This window comes from Luteibacter anthropi (assembly GCF_023699965.1).
GTDB lineage: Bacteria > Pseudomonadota > Gammaproteobacteria > Xanthomonadales > Rhodanobacteraceae > Luteibacter > Luteibacter anthropi.
In genome coordinates this window covers 3,439,363-3,454,908 of sequence record NZ_CP077072.1, presented here as the reverse complement: position 1 = coordinate 3,454,908, position 15,546 = coordinate 3,439,363, and the positions used below count along the sequence as shown (strand labels likewise).

Genomic DNA, 15,546 nt, shown 5'->3' with positions numbered 1-15,546 from the left:
GTTACGACTCCAGGCGGGCAACGGCGCGGCGGGCGGGGAGCAGGCCACGCGAAACGGCGGCAACGGTGGCGGCGTCACCATGCAGCCACGCCGCGGACGAGGATGGTGTCCGTTCGATCGTGACGTCGGTGTCGCCGAGATTGACGAAGATCGTTAACGTGCGCCCCGACAACGACCAGGACGCCACAAAAGCCTGTGCACCCAGCGCCTGTGCATCCTGCCCATGGGCGTCGGCTATATGCGGCCCGATATACTCGCGCCGGACGGCGATCAACGAGCGCACGAACGTACGCCGCGCTTCACCCAGCGCGATATCGCGCTCGGGAATCGAGGCGGTGAACGTGTCGTAGTCATTGGGGTCGGGGATTTCTTCCCCGGCAAAACTTGCGAAGGCGGCAAACTCCTTGCGACGCCCTTCTCTCACCGCGCGGCGCATCCGCTCGTCGATGAAATCGGTAAAGAACAGGAAGGGTGTGCGACTACCCCACTCCTCGCCCATGAACAGCATCGGCACGAACGGGGCCAGCAGCAGAAGCACCAGTGCCGCCTCCATCGTTTCCGGATGGATCATCGCGCTAAGCCGGTCACCGAAGGCGCGGTTGCCGATCTGGTCGTGGTTCTGCAGGAAATTGACGAACCGGGAGGCCGCGAGATGCGCGCTGGGCTCGCCGCGCCGTCTGTCGCCCATCACCTCGCCCTGATACGCAAAGCCTTCGCGAAGGCTGCGCAGGAGCTTGTCCATTGCCGGTTCGTAATGGGCGTAGTAACCCTCGTCCTCGCCGGTCAGCAGCACGTGGATCGCATTGTGGAAGTCGTCGTTCCACTGTGCATCGAAACGCCCCCTGCCCAGGAGATTCGCCTGGTTTGCTTCGTTCTCCAGCACCAGATGTACATGGCGCTCCGGCCCCATCGCCGCGTGGACGCGTGCTGCCAGCGAGCCCAGCCAGCCCGGATTGCCGATGGCATGCACCGCATCGAAGCGAAGCCCATCGAACCGGTATTCCTCAAGCCAGTAGAGCGCGTTGTGCACGAAGTAATCGCCCACCTGTGGCGTGGATACGCCAATGGCCGCGCCCCAGGGCGTATGCGTGGCCTCATCGAAGAAACGCGAGGCATAGGCGCCCAGATAATTACCTTCCGGCCCGAAGTGGTTGTAGACGACGTCGAGGAACACCATCAGCCCCAGGCCGTGCGCCGTGTCGATCAAGGACTTCAGGTCGTCGGGCGTGCCGTAGGACGCGGATGGCGCATAGGGCAGTACACCGTCGTAGCCCCAGTTGCGATCGCCAGGGAATTCGGCAATCGGCATCAGTTCCACAGCGGTAATGCCCAGCGACGCCAGGTGCGGAAGCACCATCTCCACGCCACGATAACCACCCAGAAGACCCACGTGCAGTTCGTAGATCACCGCCTCATGCCATGGCCGGCCCTGCCACGTATCGTGCTTCCATGCATAGGAAGACGGGTCTACGACAACACTGTAGCCATGTACATCACTCTCGCGCTGCCGACGCGAAGCGGGATCGGGCACGACCACATCCTTGCCCACCCGGAAGCGGTAGCCCGAACCGAACGGGGCCGGGCAGACACATTCGAACCAGCCATCGTCCAGCGCACGCATGGTCGCGCGATGACCCGTGTCGCACTCGATGGACACGGTCTCCACATCGGGCGCCCATAACCGGAAGCGCACCTTGTCGTCACCCAGCGGCTTCGCGCCGTAAGGCATGGCGTGAACGAACCGGCTCGTCATGCCGCCGGCTCCACCCGTGCGGAAGCCGCCAGCAGGATGACGCTATGCCCTTCCACCTCGATCGACGCCTCCGGCCACGCCTTCTCGGGAGCCCCCGGTTTCGAACTGTCCGAGCGCACGCGCCAGGCCACCGCGGGCTGCGGCAACTGGAACACATGCATGTCCGGCGTGCCGTTGATGAGGATAAGGGTGAGATCGGCCCGCTTATCACCCTGGGACTGCGCACGGCGCAAGGCCAGCAGACGGCCCTCCGTGTAGTCCCAGGTTTCCTGGGTCATTTCCGAGCCGCTTTCGTCGAACCAGCTGACCTCCTTTATGCCGGGCACCACCTCGGTGTCCCCACGAAGAAAGTGTGCGGCCCTCAGGGTGGGATGCTGGTCGCGCAGGCGAACGAGTCTTGCCGTGAAATCGGTCAGCTCCTTGCCGCGATCGGAGGTGGCCAGCTTCCAGTCGTACCAGGACAGTTCGTTATCCTGGCAGTACGCGTTGTTGTTACCATGCTGCGTGCGCCCGAACTCGTCGCCGCCCAGCAGCATCGGCGTGCCGTGCGAAAAGAACAGGGTCGACAGCAGGGCTCGCTTGACCCGGTCGCGCGTGGCAAGAATCGTGGGATCGTCGGTGGGGCCTTCGACGCCGTGGTTGTAGCTTTCGTTGTCGTTGCCGCCGTCGCGGTTGTCTTCGCCGTTGGCTTCGTTGTGCTTGTCGTTGTAGCTGACCAGGTCTTCCAGCGTGAAGCCGTCATGCGCGGTGATGAAGTTCACCGATGACCAGGGCTTGCGGCGCTGGTGGTCGAAAAGCTCGCCGGATGCCTGCAAACGCCCGGCCAACGTGCCACGCATGCCCGAATCGCCCTTCCAGAACCGGCGCACGTCATCGCGGAACTTGCCGTTCCACTCGCCGAAGCCCGGGGGATGGTTGCCCAGCTGGTAGCCACCCGGGCCGATATCCCACGGCTCGGAAATCAGCTTGACGCTGTTGAGCACCGGGTCCTGGCGCATGGCGTCGAACAGGCCGCTGTTGGGATCAAAACCATGCTCCTCGCGCCCCAGGCTTACGCCCAGGTCAAAACGGAAGCCGTCGACATGAAAGGTCTGCACCCAGTAGCGCAACGAATCCATCACCAGCTGCAGCACGCGCGGATGCGCCGTATTCACGGTGTTACCAGTACCGGTGTCGTTGATGCAGTAACGCGGATCGTCCGGCATCAACCGGTAATAGCTCTTGTTGTCCAGGCCACGGAATGACAGCGTCGTGCCCAGTTCGCTGCCTTCGCAGGTGTGGTTGTACACCACGTCGAGGATCACCTCGATGCCTGCCGCATGCAGCGCCTGCACGGCGGCGCGTATCTCGTTGAGCGCACCTTCCGCCAGGTAGGCCGGCTCGGGCGCGAAGAACGCCAGGGTGTTGTAGCCCCAGTAATTGCGCAGCTTCATCTCGGTGAGGCGACGGTCCTGCAGGAAGGCGTGTACCGGCAGCAGTTCGACCGCCGTCACCCCCAGCTTCACCAGATACTCGATGACATAAGGGTCGGCCAGCGCAATGAACGTGCCCCGCTCATGCGGACGGATGCGCTTGAGGTTGCGCGTGAAACCCTTCAGGTGGGTCTCGTAGACCACCGTGCGATTCCACGGTGTATGTGGGCGATGGCCGCCGTTCCAGTGCATCGGTTCATCGACGACGACGGCTTTCGGCATGGCCGCCGCGCTGTCGCGACGGTCGAAAGACAGGTCGGCCCGTGATGACGCCACGCGATATCCGTGCAGCACGTCCGACCAGCGAACCTGCCCGTGAAGCAGCCTTGCGTAGGGATCGAGCAGAAGCTTGTTCGGATTGAACCGGTGACCTTCTTCCGGCAGATAAGGACCATAGGCGCGGAAGCCGTACAGCGTGCCGCCACGCACCCGTGGCAGGTAGCCGTGCCATATCTCATCCGTGCACTCGGGCAGCTCGTAACGTGCGATCTCCCGCTTGCCGGAGGGATCGAACAGGCAAAGCTCGATGCGCTCGGCATGCGCGGAGAACACGGCGAAATTGGTGCCCATGCCGTCGCAGGTCGCGCCGAGGGGATACGGCGAGCCGGACTGCATGCGTTCGGGAAGAGCGGGCATCGGGGTCCTCGTCAGTCGGCCACGAAAATGACCGTGGATAGCGGTGGAAGGCTGACGACCAGCGAGTGGTCGAAACCGTGCGACGGCACCGCCTGGGCATGGCGTTCGCCTTCATTGCCCACGCCTGAGCCACCGTAGGCGTCGGCATCGGAATTGATCGCCTCACGCCAGCGACCGTCCTGCGGCACGCCGATGCGGAACCCATGGCGTGGCGCAGGAGTCATGTTGCTGATGACCAGGGCAGGCGCCTCGCCTTCGGCAAAGCGAAGCCATGCAAAGACGCTCTGGTCCGCGTCATCGCCGATCACCCAGCGGAATCCGCGCGGATCGGCATCCAGCGCGTACAGCGCGGGCGTGTCGGCGTAAACGCGGTTGAGGTCGCGCACGAGCCGTTGCACGCCCAGGTGCAGGGGATGGTCGAGCAGATCCCAGGCGATCTGGGCGTCGTGGTTCCATTCGTGCGGCTGGGCGATCTCGCCACCGGTGAACAGCAGCTTCTTGCCGGGGTGGCCCCACATGAAGCCGTAATAGGCACGCAGGTTGGCAAAGCGCTGCCATTCGTCGCCGGGCATGCGGCCCAGCAGCGAGCGCTTGCCGTGCACTACTTCATCATGCGACAGCGGTAGCACGTAACGCTCGGAGTACGCGTAGATCATGCTGAAGGTCATCTCGCCATGGTGCCAGCGGCGATGGATGGGATCGCGCGACATGTATTCCAGCGAATCGTGCATCCAGCCCATGTTCCACTTGAAGGTGAAACCCAGGCCGCCCTCCTCCACCGGCCGCGTGACGCCCGGCCATGCCGTGGATTCTTCCGCGATGGTCATGCAGTCCGGATGACGCTCGACCACCAGCTGGTTGACCCGGCGCAGGAAAGCGATGGATTCGAGGTTTTCACGGCCGCCATGGATATTGGGCACCCATTCGCCGGCCTTGCGCGAATAATCGCGGTAAAGCATCGAGGCCACGGCATCCACGCGCAGGCCGTCCACATGAAAACGCTCCAGCCATGCCAGGGCGCTGGACACAAGGAAAGCCGATACCTCGTTGCGGCCCAGGTTGAAGATCAGCGTATTCCAGTCCTGGTGGAAACCTTCGCGAGGATCGGCATGCTCATACAGCGGCGTGCCGTCGAAGTGCGCAAGGCCGTGGATATCGGTCGGAAAATGCGCGGGCACCCAGTCCACGATCACGCCCACGCCGGCCTCGTGGCAGCGATCGACGAAACGCGCAAACGCCTCGGGCGTGCCAAAACGCGAGGTAGGCGCGAACTGGCCCAGCGGCTGGTAGCCCCAGGAGCCGCCAAAGGGGTGCTCGGAAACCGGCAGCAACTCGATATGGGTAAAGCCCATGCCCGCCACGTAGGGAATCAGGCGTTCGCCCAGTTCGTCCCAGTGCAACTCACGCCCATCCTGGCCGCGCAACCACGAACCGGCATGCAGTTCGTAGATCGACAGTGGCGAGCCTGCATGGTGCAGCGCGCCGCGCCGGCGCAGCCAGTCCTCATCGGTCCAGTGAAAGGCCGCCGGGTCAGCCACGATGGATGCCGTCGAAGGTGGCAGCTCGGCGGCCAGCGCCACGGGGTCCGCGCGCTGGGTCAGCGAACCATCCGCGCCCAGCACCTCGTACTTGTAGCGGGCGCCGGGCAGCAGGCCGGGCACGAACAGCTCCCAGACACCGGCCGGTACGCGTTTGCGCATGGGATGACGGCGCCCGTCCCAGCTGTCGAAGTCACCGACGACGCTCACCCGTCGGGCATTCGGCGCCCAGACCGCGAAACGCACGCCATGCACGCCATCGACCACCGAAGGGTGCGCGCCCAGGAAGCGGAACAGCCCCGTATGCGTACCCTCCGCGAAGCGGTGTAGATCGTCTTCGTCGAGCAAGGTACCGAACGCGTAGGGATCGTGGGTGTCCTGCGTGGCGTCCGGCCAGCGCACCCGCAGACGGTAACCGGAAGCGTCTCCCGTATCGCCTGCGAACAGCCCTGCATCGTGGAGCCGGTCCAGCGCTTTCAGCACCCGGCCGCCGGCATCGATGAGTTCGACGCCGTCGGCACCTGGCTGGAAGGTGCGAACGACGCGACGGCCGTCCACGACATGGGGGCCCAGCACGGCGAACGCGTCGCCATGCGTGCCTTCGACCAGCGCATCGATCGCCGCCGGGTTGTCGAGACCATAGGTCCGTGAGTCGATCACGTATCCTCCTTCAGTTCCTGGGCGGTGTCACCGCGCGCCGCCTGAAGCAGGCCGCGCAGCGGAACATCGAGCCAGCCGGGTCGGTTGGCGGCTTCGTAGCTCACCTCGTAAGCCGCCTTCTCGATCACGAAAAGTTCGAGCACAGACGCAAGCGCGTCGGCATCGATCCAGCGCACCGGGGCTTCATCCAGCACCCGGCGATAAGCGTCGAGGAACACCCGCGACGAACGCTCGCGGAAGCGGGCCAGGTACACGGCGAAACCTTCGTCCTCCACCGGTGCCAGGCCATCCTCGCCGCGCCGTGCCATGGCTGCTGCGTAGTCGAGCGAGCGCAGGAAACCGGCCACATCGCGCAGCGGCGAGCTCTTGCCACGACGCTCGTCGAGCGTGCGTGCCGGCTCGCCCTCGAAATCGATGATGTAGGCATCGTCCTGGACGACGAGGATCTGACCAAGATGGAAGTCGCCGTGCGTGCGCGTGATCGGCGCACCCTGCCCGGCCTTCGCCAGCCTGGCGATCCGTTCGTCCAGCGTCGAGGCCAGTCCGCGCAAGGCCTCCACGTCCGCCACCAGTTCATCCGGCATGCCGCCCGTGCTGTCGACCGAGGCCAGCGCACGCGCCACCTGCTCGCGAACACCTGCACCCCAGCCGGCCACCGTCGTATCGCTCGCACGCTCGGGGGCGAACGCAGGGATATCGGTGGGCTGGGCCAGCAAGGCGTGCAATTCGGCCAACCGGGTGCCTACCGCCGTGGCAAAGGCGTCATAACCCGCCTCGATCTCATTGCGACGCGCGTCTTCGGCGGCATGGCTGGAATGGTTGTATTCGTCGTAGCTGCGGCGCAGGTAATCCAGCGTCCAGCGCCATGCATCGCCCTGGTTGCGCAGGAAACCCTGTAGTACGGCAACGGTCGTGCGCTCGCCGCCATCGCCGATCATCACCACCTCACCAAGCAGCTGCGCCGTATTGGCGTAGCCGTGCTCGGTGAGGTACCGGCCCATCTCCACTTCGGGATTGATGCCGGCCGACGTGCGCCGGAACAGCTTCACCACGCCGGCATCGTTCAGAATCATCGAGCTGTTCGATTGCTCCGACGTCAGCCAGCGACTCTCGATCTCCGTGTCGAACTCGGTCGTGTCGAAGATATCCGTCTTCTCGAAACGGATGGTGCCGCCATGGATCGGCAGTGCCGTTCCGGCGCGCAGCCCGATCAGCAGGCCGGAAGCGAAGGCATCGAGGGAGAAACCATCGGTGAGAATACCGATGCGACGGCCACGGCGTACCCGTGCAAGGGTCAGGTTCTGCTGCCGTGCGGTGGGGCTTTCGTCTTCCCAGACGATACCCACCGGCAGGCTGTAGCGTTCTTTGCCCCCATCGGCCAGCGTGGCTTCGATTTCGGTAAAGATCAGGTCGTCACCGCGATCAGGCCACGGAGCGGCATGCAGCACCTTTACCTGCTCGATGCCGCGATCCTTCGACGCAAACCAGCGGCGCACCGCCAGATAACCCGGCAGCACCTGCTTCTCGATCACACCCCGGTGGTGTTCCATCACGGGCCCTTCGACCAGCGCACCGCGCAAGACGAGGGTCTCGTAGTCCGGCAGGGTTTCGGCCGGCACTTCGTGCCAGTCGGGCATCTGGGCGTTAGGCAGCAGCTGGAACGCATAGAAACCGTAAGGCGGCACCGTCAGCAGATACGGCAGCTGCCCCACCGGGGGGAACGAGGTGCCACCAACGATCTCGACCGGCACCTGGCCTTCGAAAAGATTGAGATCCAGCTCCACGGCCTGAAGCGTGCGCGACATGTTGGCCACGCACAGCACGTGTTCGTCGCCGAACTCGCGCAGGTAAGCCAGCACCTTGCGGTTGCCCGGATACAGGAACTTCAGCGTGCCGCGACCGAACGCCTTGTAGCGCTTGCGCACGGCCAGCATGCGGCGCGTCCAGTTGAGCAGCGAATGCGGATCGCGCTGCTGGGCTTCGACGTTGATCGCCTGGAAGCCATAGAGCGGGTCCATGATCGGCGGAAGCACGAGGCTGGCGGGATCGGCACGCGAGAAACCGCCGTTGCGGTCCACCGACCACTGCATCGGCGTGCGCACACCGTCACGGTCGCCAAGATGGATGTTGTCACCCATGCCGATCTCGTCGCCGTAGTAAAGCACCGGCGTGCCCGGCATGGTCAACAGCAACGCATTCATCAGTTCGATGCGGCGACGGTCGCGCTCCAGCAAGGGCGCAAGACGACGACGGATGCCGAGGTTGATGCGGGCACGGCGATCTGCGGCGTACGTCTGCCACAGGTAATCGCGCTCGTTGTCCGTAACCATTTCAAGCGTCAGCTCGTCATGGTTGCGCAGGAAGATGGCCCACTGGCAGTTTTCCGGAATGGCCGGCGTCTGCCGCATGATGTCGGTGATCGGAAAACGGTCTTCCCGCGCGATCGCCATGTACATGCGCGGCATCAGCGGAAAGTGGAACGCCATATGGCATTCGTCGCCGTTGCCGAAATAGTCCTGGGTATCTTCGGGCCATTGGTTGGCCTCGGCCAGCAGCATGCGATCCGGGTAGTGCTGGTCGATCTCGGCACGCATCAGCTTCAGGATCGCGTGCGTTTCGGGCAGGTTTTCGTTATTGGTGCCTTCGCGCTCGATCAGGTAGGGCACGGCGTCCAGGCGCAGGCCATCCACGCCCATGTCGAGCCAGAAGCGCATCACGTCGAGCACGGCCTTCAGCACCGCAGGATTATCGAAGTTCAGGTCCGGCTGGTGCGAGAAGAAGCGATGCCAGAAGTACTGTCCCGCCACCGGGTCCCAGGTCCAGTTCGACTTCTCGGTGTCGAGAAAGATGATGCGCGTGCCGTCATAGGCCTGGTCCGTATCCGACCAGACATAGAAATTACGGGCAGCCGAGCCCTTCTTCGCCTGCCGTGCGCGCTGGAACCACGGATGCTGGTCGGAGGTGTGGTTGATGACCAGCTCGGTGATGACACGCAGGCCACGCTTGTGCGCTTCGCTGATGAAGCGCTTCGCATCGGCCAGCTTGCCGTAGTCCTCGTGCACCGCCTTGTACTCGGCGATGTCGTAGCCATCATCCCGGCGGGGGCTGGGATAGAACGGAAGCAGCCAGAGCGTATTCACGCCCAGGTCCGCGATGTAGTCGAGCTTGTCGATCAGGCCCTGGAAATCGCCCACGCCGTCATCGTTCGCATCGAAATACGACTTCAGGTGCACCTGGTAGATGATCGCGTCCTTGTACCAGAGCGGATCACTGGAAAAATCCGGCGCCTTGACCTGCTTCTTGCCTTTGCCGCGTGTTGCCATGGATCAGACTCCGGATAGCCGTACATGCCAGATCGCATAGGGCTGGCCGAGGCCAAGCCACACATGCTGAGCCGGACCACGCCAGGCGATGGGTTGGGAATGCAGAAGATCGTGGACGTCGAGCGTGGCGTCGGCCGCCAGGCCCCAGTCATCCAGGGGGAGAGTGAGATCAGCGGCCTGTGCGTTATGCGGGTCCATGCTGATGGCCACCAGCACCAGGTCGTCGCCGCGACGCTTTTCGAAGAACAGCACCTGATCGTTGTTCGCCAGCAGGAAACGCACGCCAAGATGCGTCTGCAAGGCCGGGTGTGCACGGCGAATCTGGTTGAGCCGGGTGATCTCGGCAACGATATTGCCCGGCTCGCTGAAATCGCGAATGCGGATTTCGTACTTCTCCGAATCGAGGTATTCCTCTTTCCCGGGCATGGGTGCCGATTCGCATATCTCGAAACCGGAATACATGCCCCACAGCCCTGAGAGGGTTGTAGCCAGCGCCGCACGGATCAAAAACCCCGGGCGTCCCGACGTCTGCAGGAAATACGGATTGATGTCGGGGGTGTTGACGAAGAAATTCGGACGGAAGAAATCCTTCGGCGCCGTGGTCGTCAGCTCGGTCAGGTAATCGATGAACTCCTGCTTCGAATTGCGCCAGGTGAAATAGGTATACGACTGGCTGAAACCCACCTTGGCCAGCCGGTACATCGGCTTGGGCCGGGTGAAGGCCTCGGACAGGAACAACGCATCCGGATACTTGGATCGAACGCGTGCAATCATCCACTCCCAGAAAGGGAACGGCTTGGTATGCGGATTGTCCACGCGGAAGGTACGCACGCCCTCTCCTGCCCAGAACAGCACGACGTCGCAGAGCGCCTGCCACAGCGAAGGCACCGCGCCGTCTGCGTAGAAATCGACATTGACGATGTCCTGGTATTTCTTGGGCGGGTTCTCGGCGTACTTGATGCTGCCGTCGGGGCGCCAGTCGAACCATTCCGGATGCTCTTTCAGCCACGGGTGATCCGGCGAACACTGGATGGCAAAATCCAGCGCCAGTTCCAGCCCATGCTCGTGGGCGGCGTCGCGCAGCGCACGAAAGTCGTCCAGCGTGCCGAGCTGCGGATGGATCGCAGTGTGCCCGCCATCGGGCGAGCCGATGGCATACGGGCTGCCGGGGTCGTCCGGGCCCGGCGTAAGCGTATTGTTGGGCCCCTTGCGGAAGGCCTTGCCGATGGGATGGATCGGCGGGAAATACAGCACGTCGAAACCCATGTCCCGGATGGCCGGCAGGCGCCCGATGGTGTTGCGGAAGGTGCCGTGGTGTTGCTTCGACTCCGTCATCGATCGCGGGAACAGCTCGTACCAGCTGGCAAACATCGCCTCGCGGCGGTCGACTTCCACCACGAAGGCATCCGTCGCCGTGGCCCGCTCGCGCGGGTCAGTGGCGGTCATCAGCTCAACCGCGTTGTCGGCGAGCAACAGCGCCACGCGCTCGTCTCCCGAGGCCTTGTTCACGGCAGCGGAAAGACTGCGCAACGCCTTGGCTTTCGCGCCCGACTGCGATGCCGCGCGCGTTTCTACCAGCCGCCGTCCTTCTTCCAGCTCCAGCTCGATGGGAACGCCCGCCTCGTGCTTGAGTTCCAGCTCGTGGTGGTAAGTTCCGAACGGATCGCGCCACGCCTCGATACGAAACTCGTACCGGCCGATGCGAGTGGGTGTGAAGCTGCCCGTATGGATATCGTTGTTCACCGGCACCATGGGCACTTCACGCCAGGCTTTTTCGTCCTGTGCGCGATAGCACAGGCGCGCAGCCAGCACGTCGTGCCCATCGACATAGATATCCGCCGTGACGGTCACCGCCTCCCCTACGATGCGCTTTACGGGAAACAGGCCGCCATCGACGCTGGGCTGGACCGACTCGATCACGACGCGCGGCCCCCTGGTGGCCACCTGGAGAAGGTCTTTCTTCGCGCTCGCGCCGATCTTGCGAACCACAGGTGCAGAAGGTGAAGCATCCAGCGTCATGACAGCTCCCGGTGCAAGCACAAGACTTTCGCCCTGACCGAAGAGCCGGTGCCCGTCCGGCGCCACCCAGGGACCGAAATGGCTGGCCGCGCCAACGAATACATCGGCCGCCTGCACCGCGACCTCGCGATCCAGCGAGGCATTGACCAGGGTCAGCGTGGCAGACGACGCCGTGCGCGGGTCGGCGCCATGAACAGTCAGGAGTGATGCCACGCCACCATGCACGCCAATCGCAGGTGCAAGGCCCATATGCTCGCCAACGATCGCGTTCGCGGCCTTCACCGTGTCGGTAAGATCGAGAAGTCCTTTGGCTTTCAGTGCTGCCGGGTCGATCGCATCGCCACGGCGCGCGTCGAGCGCTTCGTGCACCGCAAATTCAAAGCCCATCGGCATAAGCCAGCCTGCCGGCGACGTCGCGGCAAACGCGGTCGCACGCCGGTAGGCATGATCGAGCTGGTTTTCCTCACCCAGTTCATCGCCCAGCCGCTGACCGAAAGGCTCTTCCGCACAGGCGAGCGCCGGAGCCACCGTGGCAAGCCGCTGTGACTCTTCCGCAAACCATGGCGCGTGGAAATCCCACCAGTTTGCCGACGAGACGGTTGCATCGAAGCCCGCGCCACGCATCGCGGCAACCTGCTCGGGCGTACACCCCGGCGTCCATGCAAGAAAGGCCACGTCCGGCACATCGCGCCGGACGGCATCGATCAGGGTCTTCCACAGGGAGGCAGGCAGACGCTGTGGGTGCAGCAGGCGAAACCCCGTGACACCCGCAGCCACCCAGCGGCGCAGCCGATCGATCCACCATTGCGTGGCAGCCCCCGCCACATCCGGATCATTGAGCCGCCAGCGCACGCTCTCGCTTTCGCTGGGCGTCCAGCGTGGGTCGGGCGTACCGTGTTGCGCGGCAACCGCCCGGAACCATTCGGGGTGCTCCTGGCGAAGCGGCGCATCGGAAGCGAGTTCATCCAGCGGAAGGTCGAGCCATAGCTCAAGCTTTCTCGCCCGGCAGGCTTTTGCGATTTGTCCTAGCCTTGCTTCGGCATCGCCATCGGCAATCGACGCATCCAGATGCTCGACATCGCGTGTCACGAAAATGTCACCGCATGCCGATGCATCGAACGGCGGCGCGACCAGCAATTGCGCGAAGCCCAGCGACGCCGCGTGCTCGATCCATGCGTTCCATGCGGTCAGCGGCCCCGCGAGCCGCGGATGCAGGTAATAAATACGAAAAGGCGCACGCGTGCTTACCGACATGTGACTCGTGTTCCTTGCAGGGTAGACACAAGCATGCCGGGCCGTATGTGTGCATCGTGCCAATGACCCGGGCACGCGGAGGAGCCCTCACAGTGACGCATCGGGGTGTTGCGAGAGCGTGAACGTGTGTCGCTGAAGTGTGGTTTTTGTGTTGGGTCTTGCTTTGTTGGGTGGGCTCGCCTGTCGGCCTCGCGCTCGGCGCCTGTGGCGTGGTCGCTTAGAGGCGACGGGGGCGGCCCTTGGCGCTCCGGCTTGCGGCGTCCCTCGGGAAAGGAGAGTCGCTGCGCGGCTCAGTGTCTTATGGCTTCGCCCCTTCGGGCACGGGGAGCGGGCGGGGTTTTTCGACTCGGCTCCTGCCTCGGCGAAAAAGGCCGGCCTTCCTGGCCGGCCCCCTTCGGGCCTTTTCCGCCCACTCCCCTCACCTCCATCAAGTCGCGCCAAGGGCCGCCCCCGCCGCCTCTCCCCACGTCATCGCGGCGTGTTGTAGGAGCGCGCCTGCGCGCGACCGGTTATCGCGAACGTCATCATCGTTTCGATTCATCCGGTCGCGCGCAAGCACGCTCCTACAACGCAACGGTGCTACCAAAGGGGTGGAAGTCGATCGCATCGGCGATTCGGAGAAGCAACAACGCCGCGTTTCATCGATGCATCCACCGGAATGACACCCTGCACCTTCCACCGCGACAACACCCAGAACGCCACCACATCCGATGTCGCCAACCCCATTCCGGTCATCGCGAGGCGAAACAACACGAACGTCGTTTCGTCCTTCGGATGCATCCACACCATCGCGACCACGCCTCTCTGTAGGAGCGCGCCTTGCGCGCGACCGGTTGTCGCGAACATCATCAACACCTCGTATTGACCGGTCGCGCGCGAGGCGCGCTCCTACAGGGGAAGCGTCATCGCAAGGCTGATCGCCCCTCCGGTAGCCACATAGCGTTGTAGGAGCGTGCTTGCGCGCGACCGGATGAATCGAAACGATGAACATATTCGCGATAACCGGTCGCGCGCAGGCGCGCTCCTACAACAGCCTGCGATCACGTGGGGAGAGGCGACGGGTGCGAGGCCGATAGGCGAGCCCTTGCTACCAAGCGGAACGCATCAACGCCGAGCCCTGCGGAGCGCAGAGTTACACAGGTCGTTTCGTTACGGAGCGATGCGTTTCAACCGGTCGCGCGCGAGGCGCGCTCCTACAAGAGCGGGTGTCACGGTTTGATCGAGAGCATCGCCTGGGCGATGGCTTGCTCGTTGTCGCCGGGGCGCTGGGATAGCAGGGTCGCGGCGCCGATGCGATCTTCGTCGGTGCGGTTCTGGCCCAGTTTCCATTTGCCGTCGATGCGGGTGATGGGAATGCGGATGCCGACGATGGCGCGGTACATTTTTTCGAGGTAGTCGGCGGGTGCATCGTCCACGCGCCATGGCACCGGCTGGCTTGATTCGCGTTCGTTGCGTTCCGTCAGCCGGTCAAGGAGCCAGCGCAGGCGGCTTGCGTCGGTAAAGGTCTCGGCCACGCCGTATGCATGTACGGCGATGTAGTTCCACGTGGGAACCTCGCGACCGTGCTCAGCCTTGCCGGGATAGCCGTTGGGCGAGATGTAGGCATGGGGGCCGGCGAACATGGCGAGTACTTCGCCGCCATGTCGCGTGATGTGGGTGTTGGGTCGCGCCACATGCGCATACAGCGTGCCCATCGGCCCTTCACCGGGCTCCAGCACGAACGGCAGGTGGCTGGCCTCGATGCCGCCCTCGCCTGCCGTCACCAGTGCGCCGAAGGCGATCTGCTGGATCGCCTCGTGCAGTACGGGCAGACGTTCCTCGACGAAAGCGCGTGGCGTGTACATGACTTACTGGCCGAACTTGATCTCTTCGCCTTCATGACCGCGATCCCAGCCGCGCAACTCATCGCGGATGTGCGCGATGCGCTGGCGGCCGAGGGCATTGCGCTCCTCGTCCAGCACCAGGCCGTCGAGCAGTTCGGCCAGGCGCTGCGCCGTGGGCAGCATGGCCTCCCAGGCGTCCAGCGCGTTGATCGGGCCCGGCAGCGCCATGAAGAACGACAGGCCCGGCGTTTGCAGGGTGGCGATGCGGGTCATGTCGAAGTTGCCCGGCTTCACGAGGTTCGCCACGCTGAAGATGGGGCCCTGCTCGGGGTGACCATCCACCAGACGGTGGTAGATGCCCATGTCGCCGAACTCCAGGCCCACCTTTTCGGCGGCCACCACCAGATCGGCGCCGCTGAACCTCACGCCTTCGCGCGAGACGACATAAAGGGTAACGATGCGTTCGACCGGTGCGCTGGTGGGACGACGACCGAGGTCGGAGCGCGGCGGCGCCTTGGCCGGTGCCGGTGCCGGTGCAGCGACGGGAGCCGGCGCAGGCGGCGGAGGCGGTGCGGGCGCAGGTGCCGGTGCGGCAGGCGGATGAGCGGCAACCGGTTCGTCGAGATCGAACGGCAGGTCGAGATCGATGCGTGGCTCGGTACGCTGGGAGTGACGCGGTGCGGGCTCGTCGGGAATCACGGGAGTGGCGGACGCCGTGCGCTCGCCCACGAGCGAGGCGCCCAGGCGTTCCAGTTCGGCACGCAGGTCGACGTCGAGCTCGCCCTGCTTCGGCGACGGGTTGAACAGCGGGTCGTTGGCGTCGTCGTCGCGGGCGCTGAAGGAATCGTGGCTGCTGAAGGATGCTTCACCCTCGGGCTCGCCACCCTCGCCGAATACCGGCTCACGGCGCTCGCGCGCACGTTCCGGTTGCTCCTGTACCGGCTTGCGGCGCCCCTGCTCCTTGCGCGGCTGGCCGAAAAGCCAGAGCAGCACGAGCACGACGATGCCGACGAAAAGCATCGGGATACCGACGGCGGGGTTCCAGGCGAGACCGATGGCGGGGGTCAT

General features: G+C 64.3%; 8 protein-coding genes. All 8 read right to left on the bottom strand.

The features are described from left to right. Position 1: 1 nt before the first annotated feature. Positions 2-1,753: a malto-oligosyltrehalose trehalohydrolase gene (gene treZ / locus KR767_RS14955; protein ID WP_250876827.1), complete on the bottom strand. Its 1,752-nt coding sequence runs from the start codon at positions 1,751-1,753 to the stop codon at positions 2-4. Then, positions 1,750-3,861: a glycogen debranching protein GlgX gene (gene glgX, locus KR767_RS14950; protein ID WP_250876826.1), complete on the bottom strand. Its 2,112-nt coding sequence runs from the start codon at positions 3,859-3,861 to the stop codon at positions 1,750-1,752. The genes treZ and glgX overlap by 4 nt, the downstream gene beginning before the upstream one ends. Positions 3,862-3,872: 11 nt before the next feature. After that, positions 3,873-6,059 (bottom strand): 1,4-alpha-glucan branching protein GlgB, encoded by a 2,187-nt coding sequence (gene glgB, locus KR767_RS14945; protein ID WP_425602682.1) that lies wholly within the window; start codon positions 6,057-6,059, stop codon positions 3,873-3,875. Further along, positions 6,056-9,382 carry a maltose alpha-D-glucosyltransferase gene (treS, locus tag KR767_RS14940; RefSeq protein WP_250876825.1) on the bottom strand — a complete coding sequence of 1,109 codons (3,327 nt, stop codon included), beginning with the start codon at positions 9,380-9,382 and terminating at the stop codon, positions 6,056-6,058. The genes glgB and treS overlap by 4 nt, the downstream gene beginning before the upstream one ends. A 3-nt stretch (positions 9,383-9,385) precedes the next feature. Continuing rightward, complete coding sequence (locus KR767_RS14935) at positions 9,386-12,655, bottom strand: maltotransferase domain-containing protein (protein WP_250876824.1); 3,270 nt, start codon at positions 12,653-12,655, stop codon at positions 9,386-9,388. Positions 12,656-13,234: 579 nt separating this feature from the next. Continuing rightward, positions 13,235-13,504 (bottom strand): hypothetical protein, encoded by a 270-nt coding sequence (locus KR767_RS14930; RefSeq protein WP_250876823.1) that lies wholly within the window; start codon positions 13,502-13,504, stop codon positions 13,235-13,237. Positions 13,505-13,863: 359 nt separating this feature from the next. Further along, positions 13,864-14,499, bottom strand: coding sequence for an FMN-binding negative transcriptional regulator (locus KR767_RS14925; RefSeq protein ID WP_250876822.1), 636 nt, complete (start codon positions 14,497-14,499; stop codon positions 13,864-13,866). A 3-nt stretch (positions 14,500-14,502) separates the two neighbouring features. Further along, on the bottom strand, positions 14,503-15,546 hold the full coding sequence (gene zipA, locus KR767_RS14920; protein WP_250876821.1) for a cell division protein ZipA: 1,044 nt from the start codon (positions 15,544-15,546) through the stop codon (positions 14,503-14,505).